This window comes from Acidovorax sp., from assembly GCF_034519795.1.
In the GTDB taxonomy this organism is placed as follows: domain Bacteria; phylum Pseudomonadota; class Gammaproteobacteria; order Burkholderiales; family Burkholderiaceae_C; genus Acidovorax.
Map to the genome: position 1 here is coordinate 468,800 of NZ_JAXHOB010000012.1, position 26,745 is coordinate 495,544.

At 69.6% G+C, this 26,745-nt stretch carries 20 protein-coding genes; 12 read left to right on the forward strand and 8 right to left on the reverse strand.

Annotation, left to right across the window (positions count from 1 at the left end; genetic code table 11):
* Positions 1-700: 700 nt before the first annotated feature.
* Positions 701-1,621 (reverse strand): cytochrome c oxidase subunit II, encoded by a 921-nt coding sequence (gene coxB, locus U5N23_RS15720; protein WP_322593717.1) that lies wholly within the window; start codon positions 1,619-1,621, stop codon positions 701-703.
* Between the two features lie 35 nt (positions 1,622-1,656).
* Positions 1,657-2,019 (reverse strand): c-type cytochrome, encoded by a 363-nt coding sequence (locus U5N23_RS15725; protein WP_322593718.1) that lies wholly within the window; start codon positions 2,017-2,019, stop codon positions 1,657-1,659.
* Between the two features lie 62 nt (positions 2,020-2,081).
* Here U5N23_RS15725 and U5N23_RS15730 point away from each other — a divergent pair, with 62 nt between their 5' ends.
* Positions 2,082-2,966, forward strand: a complete 885-nt coding sequence (locus U5N23_RS15730) for a c-type cytochrome (RefSeq protein ID WP_322593719.1) — start codon at positions 2,082-2,084, stop codon at positions 2,964-2,966.
* Between the two features lie 155 nt (positions 2,967-3,121).
* Here U5N23_RS15730 and ggt read toward each other — a convergent pair whose 3' ends face one another.
* Entirely contained in the window at positions 3,122-4,756 is a 1,635-nt protein-coding gene (gene ggt / locus U5N23_RS15735) for a gamma-glutamyltransferase (protein ID WP_322593720.1), read from the reverse strand.
* Between the two features lie 86 nt (positions 4,757-4,842).
* On the reverse strand, positions 4,843-5,835 hold the full coding sequence (locus tag U5N23_RS15740; protein ID WP_322593721.1) for a tripartite tricarboxylate transporter substrate binding protein: 993 nt from the start codon (positions 5,833-5,835) through the stop codon (positions 4,843-4,845).
* Between the two features lie 133 nt (positions 5,836-5,968).
* Between U5N23_RS15740 and U5N23_RS15745 the strand changes: the two genes are divergently transcribed.
* Positions 5,969-6,904: a LysR family transcriptional regulator gene (locus U5N23_RS15745; protein WP_322593722.1), complete on the forward strand. Its 936-nt coding sequence runs from the start codon at positions 5,969-5,971 to the stop codon at positions 6,902-6,904.
* Between the two features lie 558 nt (positions 6,905-7,462).
* Complete coding sequence (locus U5N23_RS15750) at positions 7,463-8,134, forward strand: YitT family protein (protein ID WP_322593723.1); 672 nt, start codon at positions 7,463-7,465, stop codon at positions 8,132-8,134.
* 174 nt (positions 8,135-8,308) lie between these two features.
* Here the strand turns inward: U5N23_RS15750 and U5N23_RS15755 are convergent, their stop codons facing one another.
* Together U5N23_RS15755 and U5N23_RS15760 are read right to left on the reverse strand one after the other, a co-directional pair.
* Positions 8,309-9,532, reverse strand: a complete 1,224-nt coding sequence (locus tag U5N23_RS15755; protein ID WP_322593724.1) for an EAL domain-containing protein — start codon at positions 9,530-9,532, stop codon at positions 8,309-8,311.
* A gap of 305 nt (positions 9,533-9,837) precedes the next feature.
* Entirely contained in the window at positions 9,838-13,413 is a 3,576-nt protein-coding gene (locus tag U5N23_RS15760) for an EAL domain-containing protein (protein ID WP_322593725.1), read from the reverse strand.
* Positions 13,414-13,588: 175 nt separating this feature from the next.
* On the opposite strand from U5N23_RS15760, the gene U5N23_RS15765 reads away from it, so the two are divergent.
* The 8 genes from U5N23_RS15765 to U5N23_RS15800 all read left to right on the forward strand — a co-directional run bounded on the left by U5N23_RS15765 (position 13,589) and on the right by U5N23_RS15800 (position 20,047).
* Entirely contained in the window at positions 13,589-14,041 is a 453-nt protein-coding gene (locus U5N23_RS15765; protein ID WP_322593726.1) for a hypothetical protein, read from the forward strand.
* Positions 14,042-14,284: 243 nt separating this feature from the next.
* Positions 14,285-14,602, forward strand: a complete 318-nt coding sequence (locus U5N23_RS15770) for a hypothetical protein (RefSeq protein ID WP_322593727.1) — start codon at positions 14,285-14,287, stop codon at positions 14,600-14,602.
* On the forward strand, positions 14,599-16,035 hold the full coding sequence (locus U5N23_RS15775) for a TolC family protein (RefSeq protein WP_322593728.1): 1,437 nt from the start codon (positions 14,599-14,601) through the stop codon (positions 16,033-16,035). Before U5N23_RS15770 ends, U5N23_RS15775 begins: the two co-directional genes overlap by 4 nt.
* Before the next feature lies 1 nt (position 16,036).
* Positions 16,037-17,428: a copper oxidase gene (locus U5N23_RS15780; RefSeq protein ID WP_322593729.1), complete on the forward strand. Its 1,392-nt coding sequence runs from the start codon at positions 16,037-16,039 to the stop codon at positions 17,426-17,428.
* A gap of 18 nt (positions 17,429-17,446) precedes the next feature.
* The gene (locus U5N23_RS15785; protein ID WP_322593730.1) at positions 17,447-17,968 is read left to right on the forward strand and encodes a cupredoxin family protein; all 522 of its coding nucleotides are present in this window, start codon (positions 17,447-17,449) and stop codon (positions 17,966-17,968) included.
* Positions 17,969-17,991: 23 nt separating this feature from the next.
* Positions 17,992-18,483, forward strand: a complete 492-nt coding sequence (locus U5N23_RS15790) for a DUF411 domain-containing protein (RefSeq protein ID WP_322593731.1) — start codon at positions 17,992-17,994, stop codon at positions 18,481-18,483.
* Positions 18,480-18,875: a copper-binding protein gene (locus U5N23_RS15795; protein WP_322593732.1), complete on the forward strand. Its 396-nt coding sequence runs from the start codon at positions 18,480-18,482 to the stop codon at positions 18,873-18,875. The genes U5N23_RS15790 and U5N23_RS15795 overlap by 4 nt, the downstream gene beginning before the upstream one ends.
* 80 nt (positions 18,876-18,955) lie before the next feature.
* Entirely contained in the window at positions 18,956-20,047 is a 1,092-nt protein-coding gene (locus U5N23_RS15800) for a hypothetical protein (protein ID WP_322593733.1), read from the forward strand.
* Positions 20,048-20,100: 53 nt separating this feature from the next.
* Here U5N23_RS15800 and U5N23_RS15805 read toward each other — a convergent pair whose 3' ends face one another.
* Positions 20,101-22,764, reverse strand: coding sequence for a hypothetical protein (locus tag U5N23_RS15805; RefSeq protein WP_322593734.1), 2,664 nt, complete (start codon positions 22,762-22,764; stop codon positions 20,101-20,103).
* A 182-nt stretch (positions 22,765-22,946) separates the two neighbouring features.
* Positions 22,947-25,502, reverse strand: coding sequence for a hypothetical protein (locus U5N23_RS15810; protein WP_322593735.1), 2,556 nt, complete (start codon positions 25,500-25,502; stop codon positions 22,947-22,949).
* A gap of 166 nt (positions 25,503-25,668) precedes the next feature.
* On the opposite strand from U5N23_RS15810, the gene U5N23_RS15815 reads away from it, so the two are divergent.
* Positions 25,669-26,715: a P1 family peptidase gene (locus U5N23_RS15815; protein ID WP_322593736.1), complete on the forward strand. Its 1,047-nt coding sequence runs from the start codon at positions 25,669-25,671 to the stop codon at positions 26,713-26,715.
* Positions 26,716-26,745: the final 30 nt, after the last annotated feature.

Here is a 26,745-nt window from a genome sequence, read left to right on the forward strand (position 1 = left end):
AAGGCGACCCCCAGTCTGCGTCCCCCATCGCCTTGTCGGGCGATGGGGGCAACCTGCGATGCTCGGGCCTGGGGTGGCGTCGCGGAACTCGCTGCGTTCTTCGAACTCCGCTCAAACATCCGCGACGAGCTAGAGCACGAAGTGCGTGTGTCCTGCGGCACACGCACCCACCCCAGGCCCTGCGCTTCTCGGCGCAGCCAGCAGGGGTGGGGACCGGGTACCTGACGGCTGCTGCTGCGCAGCTGCGCCTGGGGTCGGGGACGCGCGCGGTGCGCGCTGCCGACGGGCGGCGCAGCCGCCCTTGCGAGCCGAGCGCAGCGAAGGACCACAGGCCGAGCGAAGCAATGGCCCGTATGGAGCCCGCTCCCACCCCCTTCTGACCGTGCCGAGAAGCGCAGGGCCTGGGGTGAGCGCGTGCCGAAGGACACGCGCCTCGTCATCTGGCTCGCCGAAGCTGTTTGACCGGAGCTGCCTCGCAGAGGCAGCGCAGGGAGTTCTTCGGCGTCACCCCAGGACCGAGCATCGCAGGCTGCCCCACTCGCCCACCGGGCGAGTGGGGACACGGGCAGCGGGGTCGCCTTTCTTTGGGGTACCTTTCTTTGGCGACTCAAAGAAAGGTACCTCGGCCGCCGGGCCGAGACCCGGCCTCCACCCTCAAAACAAGAACAGGCACCACCACGAACAGACGAACGCCAGCACATCATTTCAACGCCCCCAACCACTGCACCAACGCATCCAGATCCCCCTCCGACAAGCGCGCATAAGAAGGCATCCGCGCCCCCGGCTTGACCTCATGCACCTGCGCCAACCACCGCTTCATCTCCAAAGGCCCATTCCTCAAAGTCCCCGAAGCAATGAACAACCGACTCCCCACATGCGTCAGATCCGGCCCCAGCTTCGACCCCTGCGCCACCCCCCGCACGGTATGGCACACAGCACATTTCTGCGCATCGAACACCGCCCTACCCGCCTGCAAACCAGGCGCCAATGATGAAGAGACCACAGCAGGAGCGGCCTGCCCCGCCAGCCACGCATCGAACTCCCCAGCCTCCATCGCCACCGCATGCAAGGCCATCCGCGCATGCGCCTCCCCACAAAATTCAGCACACTGCCCCCGGTACACCCCCGCCCGCGACGCCTGCAGCAACAAATGGTTCACCCGCCCCGGCACCATGTCCATCTTGCCCCCGAGCTCCGGGATCCACAGGCTGTGGATCACCTCCGCGCTCGACAATCCCAGGTACACCGGCCGCCCCACGGGCATGCGCAGCTCGTTGGCAGTGGCAATGGTGGCGCCGCTCACCGGGTCGCGGTAGCGGATCTCCCACCACCACATGCGGCCCGTGACGGAGATGACCAGCGCATCGGCCGGCGGCACGGCCTTCCAGGGCGGGGCGCGGTGCAGGCTGTAGAAGAACAAGGCGGTCAGCACCACCAGCGGCAACACCAGCCCGCCGCCGGCCAGCCACCACAAGGACCGTACCTCGCCCCCGCGCCGTTTGCGAAACAGCGCCCAGGCCAGCAGCGCCATGGTGCCCACGAAGAGCAGCGTGGCACCGATGATCAGCACCCAGCTGACCTCGGCAATGGCCTGCGCGGCCGGGCCGGCGGGCGACAGCACGGGGACCAGGGTGGATGCAACGGTCATGCCATGCCTCAGCGCTGCTCGCTCAACCAGGCCGCCATGTCGCGCGCGTCCTGCTCGGGCACGCCCATGTCGGGCATGGTGGTCGATGGCACCAGGGCCGAGGGCTGCGCGATCCAGCGCGCCAGCAGGTCGGGCCGGTTGGGCACGCGGCCCGCAATGTAGCTGCGCAGGCCATAGGCCGCGAGCGGCGGGCCGTCGGTGCCACGCGCGCTGGCGATGCCCGGGATGGCATGGCAGGCGCCGCACTGGTACTGCGCGATCAGCAGGGCGCCGCGCCGCGCATCGCCCAGGGCCCGGCCGGTGGACGGCGCATCAGCACCGCCCAGGGCCGCCACGGGCCATGCCAATGCACAAGCCAGGATGTACAGCATGCGCCTCATGTGCATCCCCACGTCCTACAGCCCTGCGCATGGCACAACCACATAATGATCCGATGCCCCACCGACGACGGACCGTCTACGCCACCCTCTTCGCCACGCTGCTCGGCGTGGCGGTGCTGGCCGCCGCAGCCGGCCTCGCCACGGTCTACCTGGGCCTGTACAACGTGGCCGCGAGCGAGCAGCACTTCAAGCCCGTGTACCAGTTGCTCGAAAGCGCCATGCACCAGTCGGTGAAGCTGCGTGCGCGCAGCAGCGTGGACGAACCGCCGCCCTTCACCGAGACCATGGTGCTGCGCGGCGCGGGCTGCTACCGCGACCAGTGCCTGCAGTGCCACGGCGGCCCCGGCGTGGCGCAGGGCGACATCGGCAAGAGCATGCAGCCCGTGCCCGGCCCGCTGGTGGATGCGGCGCGGCGCTGGAGCACCAAGGAGATGTACTGGCTGACCCGCCACGGCATCCGCATGAGCGGCATGCCCGCCTGGGAGCACCGGCTCGATGAAGAGGAGCTGTGGTCCACCGTGGCCTTTTTGCAGCGCCTGCCCGACCTGGATGTGGCCGCCTTCCAGGCCATCACGCTGGAGCAGGTGGACGGCGCGCGCAGCGCGGGCACGATTGCAACCTGCGGCGCGGCGCGCATGGCCGCTGCGCCGCCCGCCACGGGCAATGCTGTGCTGGGCCGCCAGGCCCTGTACCAGCATGCCTGCAACGCCTGCCACAGGATTCCTGGCGTGACCGGGCCCGAGACGCATGTGGGCCCCTCGCTCGCAGGCTTTGCATTGCGCAGCAACATCGCAGGCGTGCTGCCGCACACCCCCGACAACCTGGAGCGCTGGCTGCGCGAGCCGCAAGCCGTGAAGCCCGGCACGGCCATGCCGGCCATGGGCCTGAGCCCTGCCGACGCGCGGCACATCGCCGCCTACCTGGCCGGGCTCCAATAGGCGCCGCAAGCACTCCCGCCGCGCCAGCGGGCAAGGCAGTCGGGTGCTGGCAGAGGACGGAAGGCGCATGCACCCCACTGTCCGTGCCCGCCCCAAGCCCCCCTGTCAGCCACGCACTGACGGCCTTGTAGGAGAAGGCCTGGTGCCCTGGGTTGTCACGCAATCGCAGTGCCGTACACGACCCCATCACGCCCCGGATCGGCGCCGCCATGCAACGCACCGTCGGCCCCGATCTGCACGCCGTGCACCCAGCCGATGGTGTAGTTGTACGGGTTGCGCAGCACCTCGTAGCCCTGGGCCTGCAGTTCGCGCGCCACGTAGCGCGGGATGCGGTTGCACACGTCGATGGAGTTGCTGGTGGACGAAAAGCGCGGGGCCGACACTGCCTCCTGCATGCCCATGCCGTGGTCGATGAGGTTGAGCAGCACCTGCAGCACGCCCATGGCGATCTGCGTGCCGCCGGGGGCGCCCAGCACGATCTCGGGCTTGCCGTCCTTGAAGACGATGCTCGGGCACGACGAGGTGAAGCGGCTCTTGCCCGGCTGGATGCTGCCGGCCCGGCCCGGGCGCGGGTCGAACACGCCCATGCAGCCGTTGTAGAAGAAGCCCATGCCCGGCGTGATCACGCCCGAGGGCATGGCCAGCGAATGCGTCATCGACACGCAGCCGCCTTCGCCATCGACCACGCTGATGTGGGTGGTGTCCTTGGGCACCGGGGCGCCCAGGTTCACGCGCTCCACGCTGTGGCGCTTGCCGGCGCGGATGTCGGCGGCCACGCGGGCTGCATTCTCCTTCGACAGCAGCTGGTCCAGCGGCACCTCGACGAAGGCCGGGTCGCCGATGTGGCGGTCCTTGTCGGTGGTGGCCCGCTTCATCACCTCGCTCAGGATGCGCAGGTACTCGGGGCTGTTGTGTTCGAGGTCGCCCAGGGCGAACTCTTCGAGGATGGTCAGCATCTGCAGCAACATGGCACCGCCGCCCGGTGGCTGGTTGGTGGTGACCACGCGGTCGCGGTAGCGGCCCACCAGCGGTGCAGTGCGGCGCACTTCGTAGCGCTTCAGGTCGTCCATGCTCAGCAGGCCGCCCAGCGACTGCACGTGCTCCACCATGCGCCGGGCCAGCTCGCCTTCGTAGAACGGGGCGATGCCCTCTTCGGCCACCTGGGCCAGCACCTGGGCGAAGTTCTCGTTCACGATGGGCGTGCCGATGGGTTTGGCGCTGCCGTCGGCGCGGCAGTACAGGGCGCGGCCCTCGTCGCTGTGGTGCAGGCGGTCCATGTTGCTGGCGCGGCCGGCCAGGGTCTGGTCGATCCAGAAGGAGTACATGCCGGGGCGCACGAAGTAGCCATCGCGCGCCCAGGCGATGGCGGGCGCCACCACCTCCTTCCACGGCAGGCGGCCGTGCGCGCTGTGCATGGCCGCCAGGCCCTTGAGCGTGGCCGGCGTGCCGATGGACTGCGCGCCGATGTCGTTGACCCGGCCCTTGAGGATGAAGCCGAAGCCGTCCTTGGTTTCGCCTTCAAGCAGATCGGCCCACATGTCCTCGCGCGCGGCCAGCGGCGCGGGGGCGTGGAAGTCGAAGTACTCATGCGCCTCCTTGCCCGCCTTGCCCGGCAGGAACACCGCCGCCGTGCCAAAGCCCGCGATGCCGCACATCAGCGGGTCCACCACGGTCTGCGACAGCGCGATGGCCACGGCGGCATCGACCGCATTGCCGCCGGCGCGCAGGATCTCGATGCCGGACTCCGCCGCCTCGGGCTGCGGGCAGGACACCATTGCTTGTTTTTTCATCGGGAGACTCGGGAAAGAATGAAACAGAGGAAAGCGGCTGCGCGGCGGCCACCATGGATGGTGACCGCCGCGAAGGGCAGCCGGATTTACTTGGGATTGAGGTTCAGCGCTTCGAGCGTCGGGCCCCAGGCCTTGGTGTCGCGGCGCGCCACGTCCATCAGTTGGCTGGCAGGGCCGGCCATGGAGATGGCGTTCATGCCCTTGAGCTTGGCCTGCACCTCGGGGCTGGCATGGAAGGCGCGCGTGCCCTCGTGCAGTTTGGCGATGATGGCGGGCGGCGTGCCGGCCTTGGCGACAATGCCGCTCCAGCCCATGGTGTCGAAGTCCTTCACGCCCAGCTCGTTGGCGGCAGGCACGTCGGGCAGCTCGGGCAGGCGCGAGGGGGCCAGCACCACCAGGGGCACGATCTTGCCGTTCTTGATGTGCGGCAACGCCGAGCCGCCCACGGGCGCCATCACCTGCGTCTGCCCGCCGATGGTGGCCATGAGCCCGTCGGGCTCGCCCTTGAAGGGCACGTGCACCATGCTGATACCGAGCTTCTTCTGCAGCAGCTCCACCGCCAGCTGGGTTGAATTGCCCAGGCCCGAGGACGAGAAGTTGAGCTTGTCAGGGTTGGCCTTGGCGTACTTCACCAGGTCGTCGAGCGACTTGAAGCCCGTGGCAGGGTTGGCCACCAGGATGAAGGGCACGGTGCTGAGCATGCCCACGCCGACGAAGTCCTTTTCTGGATCGTAGGGCAGCGGCTTGTAGACGAACTTGTTGAGCACCATCTGCGAGACGCCGCCGAACATCAGCGTGTAGCCATCGGCCGGCTGGCCGAGCACCTGCTGCGCGGCAATGATGCCGCCGGCGCCGGGCTTGTTCTCCACGGTGATGGTGGCATTGATGGCCTTGCCCGCATGCTCGGCCCACAGCCGTGCCACGGTGTCGGAGCTGCCGCCCGCCTGCTGCGAGACGACCAGGCGGATCGGGCGGCTGGGGTAGTTGGCGTCCTGCGCCTGGGCGGCAGGCAGGGCGGCCAGCGACAGGGCGAGCGCCACGGCCTTGGCGGCGGCAGCAAAGCAGAAAGGTTTCTTCATATCGGCAATCTCCAGGGGTAGGCGGCGGGAAGGTGGCAGCTTGGTGAAAGTGCTGCCTGCATGCCGGCAATTATTCGGCTCAGGTGCCCCGGGGACCAGTGAATTCGCGCGATGGATCCATTAGCATTCACTCATGACTGCATACGACCAAGTGGCATGGGCCCGCCGGCTCAAGGTGAAGCATCTGGAATCGTTCATGGTGCTGGACGATGCCGGCACCCTGACCGAGGCCGCCGCGCGCATGCACATGACGCAGTCGGCCATGTCGCACTGGCTGGCCGACCTGGAGGAGCTGGTGGGCACGCAGCTGGTCACGCGCGGGCGGCGCATCCAGCTCACGCCGGCCGGCATCATCATGAAGCGCCTGGCCATCAGCGTGCTGGGCGACATCTCGCGCACCCAGGCCGAGCTGGGCGCCCTGGCCGAGGGCCGCACCGCGCGCCTGCATATCGGCAGCGTGTGGGCCGGCGTGGCGCGCGCCATACCGCAGGCGCTGGTGGAGTTCCAGGCGCTGTACCCCTACATCTCGGTCACCGTGTCCGAAAGCCCGCTGACCCAATTGCTCGAAGGCATCGACAACAAGCAGCTCGACGTAGCGGTGTGCTCCCTGGACTCACGCGCCTACAAGGACGGGCTCGAACACCGCGAGCTGTTCGACGACAACGTCTGCCTGGTGGTGGGCCGCGCCAGCCGCCATTGGGACGCCAAGGCCCCCGTCCGCCTGATCGACCTGGTCCACGACCACTGGATCATGCCGCCCAAGGGCACGCTCACCCGCTCGCAGCTCGACGCCGCCCTGCTCGACGCCGGCGCCACCTGGCTGCTGCCCAAGGTCGAAACCGCCGCCATCACCACCCTGCAGGCCCTGGTGCACCAGGGCGACTACATCGGCGTGTGCTCGGAGGCCATGGCCGAGTACCAGGTGGCCCTGGGCAATATGCGCATCCTGCCGCTGGACCGGACGATCCGGTTTGGGCCCGTGGGCGTGATCTGGGCGAAGGACAACACGTCGGAGGCGGTGCGCTTGTTCGTGGAGCATATTGCGGCGGTGGTGGGGCGGGCTGAATAGCCACGGCTTATGGACGAGCGGGAAGGCCGACGTCAGCCGTCTACAGCGTTCGACCCATTGGTCCCCGGGCAGCCAAAGGCGGCCAGCAAGGCCTTGAGCAGATCGACTGGGTGCTGCTCGGCCGTTACGGCCCCGAAACGCTTAATGACGACCGCAGTGCTGGCGGGGTCGATGCTCCCCATCGGCGAGTCCATCTCGCTGCGCCTGGGAAACAGCTGTGGCCGGCCACGTTGCGGTAGCGCAAGGCTGCCGGCGGGCGGCATGCCCTGTTTCTCCTAAAATCGCCCGTACATCAGGCAAGAAGGCCGCGCCAGGCCCACCGACCCTTGCCCCGATGGAAGCCAGCCCGTGGCGTCGGGCTGGCTTCGCTGTTCTTGGCTGCATCTCACTCCAGCAGACGCTGACCATCATGGACCGCCCGGCAACACCCGTCGCGAGCCTGACTTGCCCCGCTTCCAAACGACTCCATCGGTTTGACCCACGACAAGCCCGGCACGCGGCTTGCGTGGTTCAATCCATGCCCCGCCCAGTGACTCCCTAGCCCGCCCTGCCCTCGCCATGACCAGTCCCACCCCCTCGTCCGTTGCTGCGCCCAACACGCCCCCTGCGGCACCTTCCCCGACCACCGCCGCACCACCTGCCCCCCACACCCCCACCGAAGACGCCGTAGCCATCTTCACCGGCGTGCTGCTGATCTCCGTGGGCGTGGCCTTCTTCACCAGTGCCGGTCTGCTCACGGGCGGCACGGCGGGGCTGGCGTTTCTGGCGCACTACGCTACGGGCATTGGCTTTGGCAAGCTGTTCTTCGTGGTCAACCTGCCGTTCTACTGGCTGGCGCTGCGCAAGCTGGGGCGGGCGTTCACGGTCAAGACCTTCATCGCGGTGCTGCTGCTGTCGGCGCTGACCGAGCTGCAGTCGCAGTTGCTGCAGTTCGCGCAGCTGCAGCCGCTGTACGCGGCGATTGCGGGCGGCACCATCACGGGCACGGGGTTTTTGGTGCTGTTTCGCCACCGCTGCAGCCTGGGCGGCGTGGGCGTTGCCGCGCTGTATTTGCAGGACCGCTATGGCTGGCGTGCGGGCAAGATCCAGATGGGGGTGGACTGCTGCATTGTGCTGCTGGCGCTGTTCACCGTGGAGCCGCTGCGCGTGCTGTGGTCGATTGCGGGTGCGGTGGCGCTCAACCTGGTGCTGGCCATCAACCACCGGCCGGGGCGGTACATGGGGACCTGAGAAGGTGTGAACGAACCCGCCTTGCCCGCTCATCCCGCCACAACACGCGCGCTCGTCGTTGCAAATGCTCGCCATAGCCCAAGCTATGGCTGCGCTTTGCGCCTAGATCGCACGCGTTATGGCGGCCTGCTCGGACACGCCGGATTCATTCATACCTTCTGAGCGTTCCCCCCCTCACGATACCGTATCGGAAAAATCCGGCCGCACGTCCAGGGGCGTCCACTCCATGTCGCCGCAGATGATCAGGCGCTGCCCGTCACGCTCGAAGCCCACGGACAGGGTGATGCACATGCTCAGGCTTTGCATGGTGCGGTAGGGGCGCGTGACCTGGACCACGCCGGTGTCGCCCAGGGCGCGGCGAAAGTACGGCCGGCGCGACCAGCGGGCGCCCGTGGTGTCGCGCAGCGGGGCGAAGGCGTCGCGCTCGGCCAGCACCGGCCCGCGCCCCCGCGAGAAAAGGTTGGTACCCACCTGGTGGCCGCTGGCGTCGAGCAGGTAGCAGACATCGGCGTTGGGCAGTGCGAGAAAGGCGGCGCAGGCCTCGCCCAGGGAGGCACCGGCCTGCATGCGGGTGCAGGCATGGAGCATGGCCTGCACGTAGGGCTGCAGGCGGTCGCGGTACTCGCGGCGCTGCTCGTGCCAGCGGTCGCCGCACAGGGCCCAGGTGTCTTCGATCTCTGCGCAGGTATAGGCGGGGGGCAGCAACTGGGCGGCGGGGCGGCCGAAGAAGTAGCCCTGCACGAAGTCGGTGTCGGAGTCGAGTGCGACGACGGCCTCCTCGCGGCGCTCGATGCCCTCCATGAGGACCAGCGCGCCGCATTCGTGCAGCAGCGAGACCATCTGGGTGGTCACGCGCCGCACGGTCTGGCTCTGTGCAGCCTTGACGACCACGCTGCGGTCGAGCTTGACCAGCGTGGGCGCCAGGGAGAACACCCGATCGAAGTTGGAGTGGCCGGCGCCGAAGTCGTCCAGCGCCAGCAAGAAGCCCTGGGCCTTGAGCTCGCGCACCTGCGCTTCGAGATCGACATGGTCATCGATCGCGGTCTCCAGGATTTCGACGACGATCTGGTGGGGCGCCAGGCCCGATTGGCGGCACACCTGCTGCAGGCGCTGCGAGGCAGACACCGCGTTGCCGCGGGAAAAGATCGAGGCATCCACGTTCAAGAACAGCCAGTGCGCCTGCCGCGGAAAGCGCGCAAAGCTGCCCGCGTGCATTTCGCAGGCGGCCACATCGAGCGCGGTCCGTTCTTCGACCGACTGGCAGCGTGCGAAGAGTTCTGGCGGCGGCACGGGCGTGCCGTCGGGCATGGTGCCGCGAAGCAGAGCCTCGTAGCCGACCACACGGCGATGGGCCAGGCTGAAGATCGGCTGGAAGTGGGATTTCAGCGAAATCGTCACGGGAGGGATACCCTGCCGATGCACGGACCGCCCTTTTTGGCGGGCCTGGGCGCGTGGGAGACTGCAGACGGGGCTGGGTGCATGGGCGTCGTGATGGATAGGAGTGCCTATATTCTTCAACGTCTCTGTAAAGCCGCGCCAACAGGATTGGGCGCGGGCTCCAGGAACCTGGCCGGCGGTGAGGTCAATGCCCGCCAGGCCAGCCGAAGTATGTGCATTTTTCGTGCCACCCGCTCCAGGGCCAGTGCCGAAGGCGCTGCCATCGCGGTGGGTATCCCCTGTTACCAGAGCCCCGCCCGGGGCTGCTACGCACCGCCACCGTAGCGCTGGTCCATCAGCTGCTCGAAATTCTCCAGCGGCACCGGCCGGCTGAACAGGTAGCCCTGCCACAGATTGCAGCCGTGCTGCGCCAGGAACTCGCGCTGGGCCGTGGTTTCCACGCCCTCGGCGATGACGTCGATGCCCAGGCTCTGCGCCATGCCGATGATGGTCTGCACGATGAGCGCGTCGGTCTGCTGGATGCCGATGTTGCGCACGAAGCTCTGGTCGATCTTGAGCTGGTCCAGCGGCAGCCGCGTGAGGTAGGACAGCGAGGACTGCCCGGTGCCGAAGTCGTCCATCGAGAAGCCCACGCCCAGCGCACGCAGCGCGTTCATGCGGGCGATGGTGTGCTGCACGTTGTCCAGCGCCATGCTCTCGGTCAGCTCCAGCTTGAGGCGGTCGGCGCGAGCGCCGGTTTCGCTGAGCACGGCAAACACCTGGTCGACGAAGTCGCCCTGGCGGAACTGGCGCGCGCTCACGTTCACGGCCAGCTGCAGGTGGCTGCGCGCGGGGTCGTCCTGCCACCGGCGCAGCTGCAGGCAGGCGGTGCGCAGCACCCACAGGCCGATGGCCAGGATCTGCCCGGTCTCTTCGGCCACGGGAATGAACTCGCCGGGCATGACCAGGCCGCGCTCGGGGTGCTGCCAGCGGATCAGCACCTCGGCACCGATGGCCCGCTCGCCCTGCCCCACCTGCACCTGGTAGTACAGGCGAAACTGCTCTTCGGCCAGGGCAGCGCGCAGGTCGTTCTCCATCGCGGCTCGGGCGGTCACGGCGGCCTGCATGCGCGGGTCGAAAAAGCGCACGGCGTTGCGCCCGGCGGTCTTGGCCGCGTACATGGCCAGGTCGGCACGCTTCATGAGTTCGTCCACCGACTGGCTCTGCCCGCTGAACAGCACGGCACCGATGCTGGGCGTGCTGTGCACGTGGTGCAGGGCCAGTTGGTAGGGCTGGTTCAGCGCGGCCAGCACCTTGGTGCCTACCGTCTGGGTGTGCTCGGCCGCCTCGGTGGGCTCGCTGCTCATGCCCTTGAGCAGCAGCAGGAACTCGTCGCCGCCCAGGCGCGCCACGGTGTCGCCCTCGCGCACGCAGGACTTCAGGCGCTGGGCCACCTGCTGCAGCAGCACGTCGCCCATGTCGTGGCCCAGGGTGTCGTTGAGGGTCTTGAAATGGTCCAGGTCCAGGCACAGCAGCGCGCCGTACTGGCCTGAGCGGGCGCTGCTGGCAAAGGCCTGCTGCAAGCGGTCCATCATCAGGCGGCGGTTGGGCAGCAGGGTGAGCGGGTCGTAGAAGGCCAGGTGCTCGATCTCCCGTGCGGCGGCGGCCTTCTGCGTGATGTCGCTCAGCGAGGCCACGTAGTGCGTGAGCCGCCCCTGGGCGTCCTTGACGGCCGTGATGCCCATCTGGTGCAGGTTCACCTGCCCGTCCTTGCAGCGGTTCCAGATTTCGCCGCTCCATTCGCCCACGCTGTCCAGGGTCCGGCGCAGGCCGGCAAAAAAGGCCTCGTCGTGCTGCCCCGAGGCGAGGAAGCTGGCACGCCGGCCCACGGCGTCGGCACTGTCGTAGCCGGTGATCTTGGTGAAGGCGCGGTTGGTGCGCAGGATCACGGTGTCGGCATCGGTGACCAGCATGCCCTCTTGCGACTCGAAGGCGATGGCGGCGATGCGCAACTCGCGTTCTGCATTCTTGCGCTCGGTGATGTTGTTGCCGATGCCCCGGTAGCCCAGGAAATTGCCGTCCGCATCGAACATCGGCGTGCCGCTCACCGAGACCCACTCCACCGCACCGCCGGTGGACCGGCGGGGGTACTCGAAATCGCGAAACTCGCGGTGCTCGCGCAGGGTCTGTTCGTGCTGCTCCCAGTCCACCGCAATGCCCTCCGACGCAGCGACCCCGCCGCCGTCTTCGGTGGCCACCTCGCGCCGGGTCTTGCCCACATGCCACTGGGGGCCCGGCAGGGTGCGCCTGGCGGCCTCGCCCTCCAGCGTCACGAAGCGCAGCTGCGCATCCTGCTCCCAGTACCAGTCGGAGGAGAGCATGGTGAGCGTGCGAAACCGCGCCTCGTTGTCTTCCAGCTGGCGGCGCACGCGGTACGGCTCGGTCACGTCGCTGAACACCAGCACCACCCCGGTGATCCCGCCCGCTGCATTGCGGATGGGGGCCGCGCTGTCGGCGATCTGGTACTCGGTGCCGCCCCGGGCGATCAGCGTGGTGTGGTTGGACAGCTCCACCACCTGGCCGCTGGCCATGACCAGTTGCACCGGGTCTTTCGATGGCTCGCGGGTGCGCGCATTGACGATGCGAAACACGTCCGCCAGCGGCCGCCCCCGCGCCTCGCGCAGGGGCCAGCCGGTCATCTGCTCGGCCACGCCGTTCATGCGCACCACCTGCCCGGCGGCGTCGGTGGCCACCACCGCGTCGCCAATGGAGTCCAGGGTGATGGCCAGGTTTTCCTCGCTGTGGCGCAACTCGCCCTCGGCCTGCTGGCGGGCCTGGGCCATGTGGTTGAAGCGCTGGGCCAGCTGGGCCAGCTCGCGAAAGCCCGTCTCGGGCACCGCAGCCACCTGCTGGCCCTGGGCGAGCTGGTCGGTGGCCCGCAGCAGCCGGGCCAGCGGCTTGCCCACGCCGCGGCGCACGCCTTCATGCGCCAGCATGAACGAGGCCAGCAGGCCCAGCAGCAAAAAGCCGATGTCGCGCCACATCTGCCGTGCGACCTGGGCATACAGCGCATCGAGCGGCACCGACAGGCGCATGCTGGCCACCGGCCTGCCCTGGGATTCGAGCAGGGGCCGCGCCACCTCGATGTAGCGGGCGCCGTTTTCGGTCTCCAGCAGGCTGGCGCCGCCGCGCAGGGCCTGTGCGCCGGCCCCCGGCTGGGGCAGGTCGGGCTGGGTGCCCAGCTCCTGCGGATCGGGCGGAAAGCGCGCGATCACCCGGCCATCGGGGCCGAGCACGCGGGCCACGGCCCCCTGGGGCAGGCCCAGCTCGTGCAGGCGGCGGCTCCACCAGTCGAGCGACACCACGGCCACCGCCGCGCCCAGCACGGCGCGGGTCTCGGGGTCGATCAGCGGCTGCGCAAAGCTCACGCTGGCCAGGCCGACCGCCGGGTCCACCTGGAAGTTGCCGACCGAAAACTCGCGCGCCACGATGGCCCGCAGGAAGTGGGGCTGGTCGGTGAGGTTCACCGGCACCCGGGGCGGCACGGCGCTGCAGCGCAGATCGCCATCGGCGCGCGGCAGGCCGATGTTGATGTAGGTGGCGTTGAGCGCCAGCACCTCCGCCAGGTACTGCGAGCAATCGGGGGCGTCGAGCTGCTGCGCCCGGCGGGTCGTGGCCAGTTGCTGCAAAAAGGTGCGCGTGGTGTCGATCAGGCTCTGCTGGCTGTAGGCCAGGGTGCGGGTGATCAGCAACGCATTCTCGCGCGCCGCAGCCACCGACTCCTCGCGGTTGGCCTTGGCCTGGTAGGCCACCAGCACCAGGGCGGGCAGCGTGGCCACCAGGATCAGCAGCCGTATCCTGGCGGACAGGGAGCCCGTAGCCAACGGCGGCAAAGCAGGCATGGGGCCTTTCGCGAAAGAGGAAGGATGGGCAGGCAGCCGCTCAGCCAGCGGCGGCCGCAAAAACATCTGGATACATCGTAACCCCTGGCGGGCTGCGCGCGGCGGGTATGCGGGTAAACCATTCGACGCGGCGGCGCTTGCGGAACTACTGGGGCAATAGTCTTATCATTGCAGGATGCGTCGCGGCCCCCTGTTCTATCTGCTGATGGTGGTGCTGGTCCTTCGGGGCCTGGTGGGCACCGCCATGGCCGCAGGCATGCTGCCCATGCAGCATGCGCCGGCTGCAGTGGCGCAGGTTGCGGCGGCAGACCACCATGGGCAGCACGAGCACGCATCCACAACCGATGCAGCCCACACCGCAGACCATGGCAGCCTGCATGGTGGCGGCCATGGCGGCACCGATGTGGCGGCGCTGGCCTGCGACGGCAGCACGCCTGCCAGCACCGGCTGCGCCACGCACAGCCAGCACGCCAACTGCACGGCCTGCGAGATCTGCCACACGGCCCTGATGGAGCCACCGGCCATGCCGGCCGCGCCCCTGCCCCTGCTGGGCGGCGCTCCACCTGCGGCCGCCACCCCGTTCGACAGCGCCACCGCCGCGCTGGCCATCAAGCCGCCCATAGCGTAAGGCTGCACCGGGGCCTGTTCGGGCCGTTGCAGCAGCGCCTGGCAAACCCCTGCCCACCACAGCGGCGCCCCTTGTGCGCCGTTGCCGTGGCGCATGGGCTTGCGCTTCGCCCCCTGCCTGAACTGCCCCCACCCCGAGCCCGCCCGCGCCTGCACGCTCCAACAGCGCCGGTATCCCCGATACCGCGCGCACACCGCAGGCCATGGCGCCGTTCCCTTCCCGCTTTTTTCTGGAGACCGCACCATGCGCGACCTCTTGCCCGTTCTTCGCTGGCCCTTGCTGCGCCCCCTGGGCTGGCTGGCCCTGTTGCTGCCCACCATGGCCGGGGCACAAGCGCCCGCCATGGCCGACCCGGCCCCAGCGGCAGTGCCCCAGGCCCCCCACGCACCGCTGGCTCACACCCCCATGCAGCCGCAGCCGGGCGTTGATACCCCCTTGGCAGACTGGCGCACCGCCCACCAGGCCGTGGCCGCCTTCCCGCGCGGCCATGCCGACATCGTGCGCTGGGAAGCTGGCCAGGGCGCGGCCCCGGCGGCCCACCACCAGGGCCACAAGCCATGAGCGCGACCGCACGCACGCTTCCCCGCTGGTCTGCCCTGGCCCTGGCCGCCTGGCTTACAGGCTGCGCCAGCGTGTCGCCCGACGGCTTGCGCGGCGACATGCAGACCCTTGCCCAGGGCCGCACCGGCATCGCCGATGCCGCCCTGCCCGCCGCCGACCCCGCCGCGCGCGACCAGGCACGCCAGGCCACTGGTGCCTGGCTGGCCCAGCCGCTCACGCAGGATGCTGCCGTGCGCATCGCCCTGCTGCACAACCCCGGCCTGCAGGCCCGCCTGGCCGCGCTGGGCGTGGCCGATGCCGAGCGCGTGCAGGCCATCACCCTGCCCAACCCGCAGTTCTCCATCGCGCGGCTGACCAACCGCCATGAGCGCGAGATCGAGCGCACGCTGGCATTCAGCCTGCTGGACCTGGTGACCCTGCCCTGGCGCATGGAGCGCCAGGCCGAGCGCATGCAGGTGGCCACGCTGCAGGCCGCGCAGGAGGTGGTGGCCCTGGCCGCCGACACGCGCCGCGCCTGGCTGCGCGCCGTGGCGGCCGAGCAGGTGGCCGCCACGCACGAGCGCATGGTGGAGGCCGCCGAGGCCGGTGCCGAGCTGGCGCGCCGCATGGCCCGCGTGGGCAATTTCAGCCGCCTGCAGCATGCGCGCGAACGGGCCGTGCTGCAGGAAGCGAATGCCCAGCGCGCCCGCGCGCGCCTGGCTGCCGCCACCGCGCGTGAGCAGCTCAGCCGCAGCATGGGCCTGTGGGGCACGCAGGCCCAGTACCAGTTGGCCGGGCAGTTGCCGGCGCTGCCCGCCACGGCGCTGCCTGCCGATGGGATCGAGGCCACCGCGCTGCGCGAGCGCCTGGACGTGCAGGCCGCGCGCCGCCAGCTCGACACCGAGGCGCGCCAGCAGGGCTGGGCCCGCGCGGGCGCCGTGTTCGGCGACATCGGCATCGCCTACAGCCGCAACACCGCCACCGAGCGCGAGAGCGGCCACCGCGAGACCACACGCGGCTGGGAGCTGGATGTGCCGCTGCCCCTGTTCGACTGGGGCGGCGCTGCGCGCACCCGCGCCCAGGCGCGCGTGGAGCTAAGCGCCGCCACGCTGCAGGACACGGCCGTGCGCGCCCGCAGCGAGGTGCGCAGCGCCTGGCTCACCTACCGCACCGCGCTCGACCTGGCACGCCAACAGCGCGAGGAGGTGGTGCCGCTGCGCCAGCTCATCGCCCATGAAACCACACTGCGCTACAACGGCATGCTCGCCAGCGTGTGGGAGCTGCTGGCCGAGGCACGCGCCAGCACGCAATCGGTGGCCGGCGCCATCGAGGCGCAGCGCGACTTCTGGCTGGCCGAGACCGATCTGCAGCTGGCCCTCACGGGCACCTCGCCCGGTGCCTTGCAAGGCCTCGCATCGAGCGCCGCCACCCCTTCCACCCCACCAGGCCATTGACATGCAAAGACGCCATTTCTTCACGGCCGGCGCCGCCACGGCCGTGGCCACCGCCGCCGTCAGCCGCGTGGCCCTGGCCGCGCTGCCCGAGCCCGCCATGCAGGCCAGTGCCGACACCGCGCCGCCGCTGCACCCGCAGAGCGGCCGACCCTACAACCCCGTGGTCACCTTGAACGGCTGGACCGCGCCCTGGCGCATGAACGCCGGGGTCAAGGAGTTCCACCTGGTGGCCGAGCCCGTGGTGCGCGAGGTCGCGCCGGGCTTTGTGGTCAACATGTGGGGCTACAACGGGCAAAGCCCCGGCCCCACCATCGAGGTGGTGGAGGGCGACCGCGTGCGCATCTTTGTCACCAACCGCCTGCCCGAGCACACCACCATCCACTGGCACGGCCAGCGCCTGCCCAATGGCATGGACGGCGTGGGCGGGCTGAACCAGCCGGCCATCCAGCCGGGCAAGACCTTCGTCTACGAGTTCGTGGCACGCCGCCCCGGCACTTTCATGTACCACCCGCACGCGGACGAAATGGTGCAGATGGCCATGGGCATGATGGGCCTGTGGATCACCCACCCCCGGGCCGCGCACCCGCACATCGCCACGGTGCAGCGCGACTACGCCTTTCTGCTCAACGCCTTCGACGTGGAGCCCGGGGCGCGCACGCCCAAGGTCAACACCATGCTGGACCACAACATCTGGTGCTGGAACAGCCGGGTCTTCCCGGCCATCAGCCCGCTGGTGGCGCGCCAGGGCGAGCGCGTGCGCATCCGCGTGGGCAACCTCACCATGACCAACCACCCCATCCACATCCATGGCCACGAGTTCGAGGTGACCGGCACCGACGGCGGCCCCGTGCCCAAGGGCGCGCGCTGGCCCGAGGTGACCACCGACGTGGCCGTGGGCCAGATGCGCCAGGTGGAGCTGATCGCCGACGAGCCCGGTGACTGGGCCTTTCACTGCCACAAGAGCCACCACACCATGGGCGCCATGGGGCACGACGTGCCCACCATGATCGGCGTGGACCACAAAGGCCTGGTCGGCAAGATCCAGAAGATCGTGCCCGACTACATGGTGATGGGCGAGCGCGGCATGGCCGACATGGGCGCCATGGAGATGCCGCTGCCCGACAACACCTTCCCCATGATGACCGGCACCGGCCCCTATGGACCGCTGGAGATGGGCGGCATGTTCACCACCTTCAAGGTGCGTGCCAACCAGGCTGCAGGCGACTACCGCGACCCCGGCCACTACGCCCAGCCGCCTGGCACCCAGGCCTATGAATGGCAGGGCGCGCCCGCCGCCACGCCGGCCCCGCCACGGGCCACCACGCCAGGCACCGCGCCCGGTGCCGCCAATGCACGCAAGCCTGCGGCAACCGGCGGCAGCCACCAGCATTGACCCCTTCTGGAGCAGACCATGAAAATTGTTCTTACGTCCCGCCGCCTTGCCATGCACCTTGTTGCCGCCGCCCTGCTGGGCGCCACCGGTGCCGCCTGGGCCCATGGCAACACACCCCATGCGGCTGCATCCAGGGCCACGCTGCCCGCCCAGCAACAGGACTGGGGCATTGCCGGCAGTGCCAAGGCCGTGCAGCGCACCATCACCCTGCGCATGGGCGACGACATGCGCTTTGCGCCCGCCCACATCGAGGTGCGCGAAGGCGAGACCGTGCGCCTGGTGGTTCAGAACCGGGGTCAGTTGCTGCACGAGATCGTGCTCGGCACGCAGGCCTCGCTGGCGCAGCACGCCGAGATGATGCTCAAGCACCCTGGCATGGAGCACGACGAGCCCTACATGGCGCATGTGAAGGCCGGCCGCAAGGGCGATCTCGTGTGGACCTTCAACCGCCCCGGCCGCTTCGACTTTGCCTGCCTGATCCCCGGCCACTACCAGGCCGGCATGGTGGGCACCATCAACGTGTTGCCCCGCAAGGGCTGACCCTGGAACAGAAAGGACACCCCATGACCCACACACCAACCGCCAGCACCCGCCGCGCGTGGCTGACCATGCTCGCCGCAACCGCGTTGCCGATGGCAGCAGGGGCCGCGGCCCCCACGCCGGTCGAGGTCTGGAAAGACCCGAACTGTGGCTGCTGCCAGGACTGGGTGGACCACATGCAGGCCAATGGCTTTGCCGTGAAGGTGCACGACACCGGCAACAACGCCGTGCGCGCCCGCCTGGGCCTGCCGCAAAAGCTGGGCTCGTGCCACACGGCGCTGGTCGGCGGCTACCTGGTCGAAGGCCATGTGCCCGCCAGCGATGTGCGTGCCCTGCTGCAGCAAAAGCCCGATGCGCTGGGCCTGGCCGTGCCGGGCATGCCCATCGGCTCGCCCGGCATGGATGGCCCCGCCTATGGCGGCCGCAAGGACAGCTATGCGGTGCTGCTGGTTGCACGCAACGGCAGCACCCGCGTTTTCAAGAACTACCCCGGAAATCACAAGGCATCGACATGACCCACCACACCACCCACCCACTGCGCATCGCCCTGCTCGCCACCACACTCCTTTTCAGCGCAGCAACCGCCTTCGCAGGCGACGACCATGACCATGGCGAGGACCATGGCAGCCACGCTGCGCCCGCCGCGGCCCAGGCAACCAAGGCCCCTGCCGCTGCCACCGCAGACCTGAGCGAAGGCGAAGTCGTGCGCTGGGACGCCGCCAGCGCCAAGGTCACGCTGCGCCACGGCCCCATCCGTAACCTGGACATGCCGCCCATGACCATGGTGTTCCGCGTCACCGATCCGGCCCAGGCCGCGCAGGTCAAGCCCGGGGCCAAGGTGCGCTTTCGCGCCGAGCAGCAGGCCGGCGCCTATGTGGTGACGCGCATCGAGCCGGTGGCCAATTAGTGTCAACAGGCCCTAAGCGCTCGCCGTCTCCCTACAATCCCGCGTCATTGATAACTGATCGATCGAGGAGAGGGAGATACATGAGCACCACACGGCGAAGCGTTCTTGCGGCCCTGGGCGCCCTGCCCTGCACATTGCTGGCGCAGGCTCCAGCGTCGGCAACGGCGGGCCCCCGGGCCGGCATCCACCCCTGGCTGGAGGTGGGCGACACCGTCGTGGCCGATGTGCTGGCCAACGGCAAGGTGGTGGCGCAGCTGAACCACCAGGCCACCCAGCCCGGCCTGCTGCGGCGGCCGGCGCTGGTCTGGGCCCTGCCCAAGGGCCTGCAGCGCGTGCAGTTGCGCGGCAACCTCACGCGCGCCGGCAAGACCACGCCCTTCAACAAGACCTGGACGGTGCGCGACATGGCCAGCGTCTCGGCCCCGCTGTACGAGCAGGGCAAGCCCTGGATCGAGCGCGTGCGCGGCCTGGCCCAGCGGCTGGAGGAAGACACGGTCACGGTCGAGCGTGCCAAGCCCCCTGCCGGCAAGAAGCCCCCAGCAGCCGCGCTGCAGGACCTGGAAAAGCGCCTGGGCGCCCCGCTGCCCGCCATGGTGAAGCTGCTGGCCGACTGGCGCGTCGAGGTGGGCGACTCGCACTTTGTGCACCCTTCCTCGATGACCACCGTGACCGACATGCTGCTGCGCCAGTGGGACTATTCGCCCAGCGGCCAGGACGGGCTCGACAGGATCCTGCCTGCCCCCGTGCGCGCACGCTACGACCGCAGCCTGGCGGTGTTCGTGCATGTGGGCGACGGCCTGGGCGCCCTGGCCTGGGACCCTGCCGATGTGACCGCAGGCGAGCCCACCCACACCTGGGGCGACCAGGGCAACCCCGGCGCCCAGCCGGGCGCCACCAACGAAGGGGTGTGGTACTGGCTGCACCAGGAGTACCTGCGCAAGCCCTCGCTGCTGCTCGACGAGGACTACCGCCCGCGCAATGCCGAGGCTGCCTTCACCCATGTGCTGCAGCGCCTGGCCTTCAGCGAGGTGGAAGAGGCCGCCAACGACAAGGAACTGGTGGTGGACAGCGCCCTGCCGCGCGCCAACCTGCTGCAGCTGCATTTTGACGAGGAATCGCGGCAGCCCAGCCTCTGGCTGCGCAGCTACGACAGCTACTACACGCTGTTCTGACGGGTGCGTGCGCCCGCAGGGCCGGGGCGGGGGTTCTCAGCACCGCTGCCCCGTCAATACTCCGACGGCAGGACCATGCCGGTCGCGTCGGGCCCCACTTCCAGCACCTCGCGAAAGCGCCGGGCGGCCAGCATCTCGTCGACATCGCGCCCGTAGCCTATGTACAGGCGCAGGCCCGTGAGATCGGAGCCTTGTTGCAATTGCTGCGGCCGCAGATTCAGCGGCACGGCCTGGGCCTCGCGGCCCAGCTCACCGCCGCTGGCCACCGCGGGCACCGGCCAGCGCAGCGGGCTCCAGGTACCCTGGTCATCGAGCTGCACCCAGACGCCCTGGCCCAGGGGCCCGGCGGAGGCCAGGGCATACACATTGGCGCCCGGCGGCGTGCCGGCGCTGCCGAACACATCGCCCGCGAACGACAGGCTGCGCAGGTTGCCCGTCAGTTGCGTCTTTACCCGGAACGGGGGGCGGTTGGCAGCCACCACATTCTGTGCAGCGGGGTCCAGATCCAGGTCACCGGTGCCGGCTTCATTGACCACGGGGATGGGCTCTGCCGCACTGGCGTAGGCACCGGATCCCAGTTGCCCCTGCCGGCCCTGGCCCAGGGCCCACACCGTGCCATCCGCCAGGCGCAGGTGGACAGTGCCGCCGCGACGGGCGGTCGCCACGGTGTCGGACCGATCCTCGTCCACCCCCATCGATACCTCCTTGATGGGTGCGTGAAACTGCAGGCGCCGCCCACGGTGCTCGTTGAACAGCTTGCCGTAGCACTGTGCGGAGCCATCCTGCAGCACGGCGCAGACATTGAAATCCCCCGCATGGATGGAGACGGCCTTGTGCGGCAGCGGCAGCACGATGGGGGTCCGCACGAGCCACTGTCCCCGGTTGAGCCCCGCACTGTCCTGCCCGGAAATCCCGAACATATGCTGCGCACCCCAGAACCATACGCTGCCGGACGCGTCCAGCGCGTACGCCGCACCATAGCTCCCGTCGGCCGTCGCCACCTGGGTGATGGTGTTGGGCAGCCCCTGCACCTTGCGGGGTACCGACGACGCGACCAGGGACGCATGGACATCGGAGCCCTGGAAGGGAGGGAAGATTTCGCGGCTGCCGCCAATGGTCCAGACCGACCCGTCCACACCGAGGATGGCGCCATGCCCGTTGCCCCCCGCAGACACGCTGCGCGCAAGCGGCAGGCCCGTGGAGCCCCCCACCACCGCAGGGCGGCTGTGGGGCACCGGATCGATACCCCAGCCCCCTGAACTCCAGACCTTGCCAGCGGCATCCACGGCCAGCCACTGGCCCTGCGCCGCCGCGAGCTGGGTGACCGGCGCGCCCAGCGGAATGTGCGTGGGCGTCTGCACAAAGCTGCGCCCCAGCAAGCTGGCCTGCCCGTCGTACTGCACGGCGCCCAGGCCCCAGCGGAAGATCCGGCCGTCAGCCAGCAGCGCGTGGCTGCCTGCCTCGCTCGCGTGCACGCTGAGCGCAGCGGAAGGCAGGGAGAGCTTGCGCGGGCTGGCGATCGATTCGGACCCACCGGCCGCATCGGCGGCAACCGCCAGGTGCAGGCTGGTGTTGGACCCCATGGCATGGAGCTTGCCGTCGCGCGTGATGTACATCAGCACCGGCAGCACGCCCCTCAAAGAGGTGTTGTGGCCACTGGCATCGACCACGCCCGTGGCGACACGCTCCACCGCCATGGGCGGGCCCCCTGGAATCTCGACCGTGGGGACATACCGCCAGCGCCAGAGGTCGCCCTCGGCCGTCCATCCCATGGGGCCGCCGCCGCCACGAAGCACCTTGTGCAGCTTCACGCCGGCCTTCTCCATGTCCGGGTGGATGCTGTCGCGGACAGCGAAGGGATCGTAGGCCTGTGCCCAGCGCTCGGCCGGGCAATGGGTGAGCCCCTGGGACGGCAGCCCGTCCGGGATGCGGTGGGGGTCGCTGCCCCACACCCACAGCAGGCCACCGGCATCCTTGGCGATCACGCGCGAGACCGGGCCCAGGGCCGGCAGGCCGGGGTGGCTGATTGGCCCCTGGGCCTCGAAGATGAAGTCCACGATGGGCGGCACACCGCGCATGGCCACCGGCGCCGGGGCCGCAGCGCCGCCCGCGCAGGCCGCACCTTCGCCCCAGGACCAGACCACGCCCTGCTCGTCGAGCGCCACGGTGGCGCGCTGCTGGTGATCGATGCGCACAAGCCGCGCGGGCACCTGTGCGGCGCGCTCGGGCACGGCCACGTCCACGCCGGACGGCAGCGGCCCCCACCACCAGGGCTGTCCGTCCTTGTCGATCAGGAACGAGGGCGCGGCGTCGCCCCCGTTGGCGATGTATACCGCCCCCTGAAAGACCACCTGGGGCTTGGCCCGGTCGGCCCGCGTTCCATCCCCCAGCTGCCCCCTGGCGTTGGTCCCCCAGCTCCACACCTGGCCCTCTTCGTCCAGCACCAGGGCGGTGGTCCTGCTGGTGCGCACGGCAATTGCCTTGGCCGGCAGCGGAATCTCGCGCGCCGTGCTGGCGTAGATGGTCTTACCCTCACCCAGTTGGGCCAGGCGGTTGTCGCCCCAGGCCAGCACGCTGCCGTCGGCCTGCAGCGCCAGGCCGTGGCGCGCGCCGGTGGCGATGGTCTGGGCCCATGCGCTACCCGGCAGGCCCGGGCCCGCCAGCAGCGCAGACAACAGGCAGCCCGCAGCCCGACGCCATGGTGGTGGAGTCGTCATGGTGATCTTCCCTTCCTCTCTTTGTCGGCCTATGGTGGAGCGGGCCGCAACGCCCATCGGTGGCGAATGCCGCGCACCACGGCACCGTCACATACCGCTGTGGCGCCTTCGGAAGGAAACCATGCTATGCCGCACCGCCAGGCAGCGCCCTCCCCCTGCGGGATAGGTCAGACACGGAGCGGTCAATCTTCGGGCGCCAGCTCCAGCACCTCGCGATATCGCCCCGCGGCCAGCATCTCGTCCACGTCGTGGCCGTAGCCGACATACACACGCAGGCCCGCCAGGCCCGAGCCCGGAAACTGCTGCAGGAGGTGGGCGAGTGGCACCGACTGGGCTTCGCTGGCCAGTTGCACGCCACTGGCCACGGCCGGCACCGGCCAGCCCAGTGGGCCCCACTGGCCCTGCGCATCGCGCTGCAGCCAGGTGACGCCCCCGGCCATCACGTACACCTTGCTGCCCGCTGGCGTGCCGGCGCTGCCGAACACCTCCCCATCGAACGACAGGCTGCGCAGATTGCCCGCCAGCCGCGTCTTCACGCGAAACGGGGGACGCGTCGGCGTTGCCACGTTGGGCGCGGCGGGGTCCAGGTCGAGGTCGGCGGTGCCGGTCTCGCTGAGCACGGGCACGGGCTGCACCGCATTGGTATAGGTACCGGAGCCCAGTTGCCCGCCCTGCCCCTTGCCCCAGGCCCAGACCGTGCCGTCGATCAGCCGGAAATGTGCAGTGCCTTCGCGCTCGCCATCCACGCTGATGGACACCTCGCGCACCGGTGCATGCAGGCGGAACAGCCGGCCCTGGTGTTCGTTGAACATCCGGCCACGGCAGAAGGCCGCTCCGTCATCCAGCGTAGCGCAGAAGTTGTAGTCACTGGTATGGATGGAGACGGCCTTGCCCGGCAGAGGCAGCACGAAAGGAGCCTTCGCCATCGGGCCCAGCAAGGCATTCTGGCTGGCTTCGCGCGCTCCCAGCCCATAGCCATGGTAGCCCCAGTACCAAACGGAGCCTGAGGCATCCAGCGCAAAGAAACCGCCGACACGGGTGCCCGCTACCTGGGCGATGGTCGATGGCAGGCCGCTGACCTGGGTGGGAACGAATGCTTTGGGGGCACCGGCCGAGGCGCTGGTCCATGCCCCCCGGCTCCATACCGTTGCGTCCACGCCCAGCAGCAGACCGCCCCGCGCGGCGATGTCCCGCACGGCGGGCAGCCCCGTGGTGCGCGGGACCATGGCCGGGCGCAGGTCCTGCGCCGTGGCGCCCTGCTCCACCGGGGTCGTGCTCCAGACATTGCCGCTGGCATCCAGCCCCATCCACAACTCGTTGTCCGTGGCCAGCTTCACGAAGGCAACGGGCGCATCCACCAGCGAGGGCAGCGGCAGCATCGCCGGCCATCGAACCCTGTCCTGGCTGCCGTAGCGCGGGTCCCCAGAGCCCCAGCGGAACACCTTGCCATCCTTGAGCAGCGCGTAGCTGCCGTTGGATTGCGTGTGGACACTGGCCGCCGGGCCGGGTAGCACCACCTTGCGCGGGCTGGAGTAGGAGTCCACATCGCCATCGGCCACACCGTGGTGCAGCCTGGCATTGGTGCCGCGCACATGCAGCCGGCCATCGCGGGTGATGTACATCAGCCCGGGCAGATAGGCATCGGGCCCGGAAGAATAGGCGCCCGCCTCGACCACGCCGGAAGCCACCTGCGCCACGTTGTACTTGGTATGGCTATCGTCCTGGTGGGTCCACAGCCACAGGTCGCCACCTTGGGTCCACCCGTAGTAGAACGCCTGCTGGCTCACATCGATGGTCTTGGACCGTGCCTGGTCCACATAGCTGAGCACGACGCCCAGGTTGCGCAGTTCGTCGGGCCCGGTGTAGGCGGCCTCCATCACGCGCTGCGCGTCGGCGGACTGGGCCGGGGGGCAGAAATCCTTCCACACGGGCCAGAGTCCTTCGAAGCCGCCCGTGATGAACTCCGATCCCCATGCCCAGTACCGGCCATCGCGGTCCTGCGCGTAGACCAGGGAATGGGGAGGATTGCGGCCATACATGTTGCCGTAGGTCTGGTCCGTGAGACTGAAGCGGCGGATCGGCGGCACGCCACGCATCGCCACCGGCCCGCTCAGCGCTGGCGAGCCGGTGCAGGCCACGCCCTCGCCCCAAGCCCACACCACGCCCTGCTCGTCGAGCCCGGCCGATGTGGAGCCCTCCTGCATCAGCGCGGTAAGCCGCCCGGGAATGGCGGCGGACTGCACGGGTTGCGCCTGCACCGCGCCGGACGGCAAGGGACCCCACCACCAGGGCTGGCCATCGCGGTCGATCAGGGTCGAGGGGTACAGATCACCGCCGTTGTAGCTGATCTGCGCCGCGTTGCGGAAGATGACCTGCGGCGTGGCGCGGTCGGCCAGCGTGCCATCGCCCAGCTGCCCCTTGCGGTTGGTGCCCCAGCTCCAGACATTGCCCTCCTCGTCGAGCACCAGGGCATGGGCGGCACTGGTCTTGAGGGCCACGGCCCTGGCGGGCAGCGGGATCACCCGGTCCGCGTCACTGTACGCGGTCCGCCCCTGGCCCAGTTGCCCCTGGCGGTTGTCGCCCCAGGCCAGCACGGTGCCGTCGGCCTGCAGCGCCAGGCCATGGCGTGCGCCGGTGGCGATGGTCTGCGCATGCACGGCACTGGTGGATGAAGCCCAGCCCGCCAGCAGCGCGGGCAGCAGACAGGCCAAAGCACGACGCCAGGGTGGTATCGCCATGGTGATCCTTCCGCTCTCTTGTGTTATCGGCCGATTGTGGTGCGGTGGCCCCGGGGCGCTGGTGATACCGGTCACGTTCCAAACACACCGTTACAACGTGGCCAAAACAGGTCGATCTGTTCCTGGCGCCGTGCCCTCGTATCCCCAACGCCCATAATCTCAGGCCATGACGACCCCAGCAACAAGCGCCCCCGCACCCCTCCCCTCCCATTGCAGCGATCACCCGGACCAAGACGCCGGCAGCATCACCCGCGTGCCCGGCATCGAGGTCGGCCATTTCACCGACACGCGCAGGCCCACCGGCTGCACCGTGATCCTGGCGCGCGAAGGCGCGGTGGGCGGCGTGGACGTGCGCGGTGCCGCGCCCGGCACGCGCGAGACGGACCTGCTCGACCCGTCGAACCTGGTGGAAAAGGTGCACGGCATCATGCTGGCGGGCGGCAGCTCGTGGGGGCTCGATGCCGCCAGCGGTGCGGTGCGCTGGCTGGAAGAGCGCGGCATCGGCTTCGATGTGGTGGTGGGCCGCCTGCCGCTGGTGCCCGGCGCCGTGCTGTTCGACCTGCTGGTGGGCGACATGCGCATCCGCCCCGATGCGGCGGCGGGCTATGCGGCGTGCGAGGCCGCCTCGCGCGCCGACCCGGCCGAGGGCAATGTGGGCGCGGGCACGGGCGCCGCCGTGGGCAAGATCTTCGGCATCCACAACGCGATGAAGGGCGGCATCGGCACGGCATCGGTCACCGTGGATGGCGTGACCGTGGGCGCGCTGATCGCCTGCAACGCCCTTGGCGATGTGATCGACCCCGATACCGCCCAGGTGATCGCGGGCGCCCGCACCGACGATGGCCGCCAGCTGCGCGACACGCGCCGCGCCCTGCTGCGCGGCGAGGCACCCAAGCCCCTGCTGGCCGGAACCAACACCACCATCGGCGTGATCGCGACCGATGCCACCATCACCAAGGTGCAGGCCCACCGCCTGGCCGTGGCCGCGCACGATGGGCTGGCGCGCAGCATCAACCCGGTGCACACCATGTCCGATGGCGACACGCTGTTCACTCTGGGCACGGGCGTTGCGGGCAAGAACCCGGGGATGATGGTGCTGTCGACCATGGCGGCCGAGGCGACGGCGATTGCCACGGCGCGGGCCGTGCGGGCGGCGCGGTCTATCACCACGGCCGAGGGCCTCTACCTGCCGTGTGCGGGCGATCTGAAGTAAGCGCCTGGGGCCTGGTTCGGCAGCCAGGCT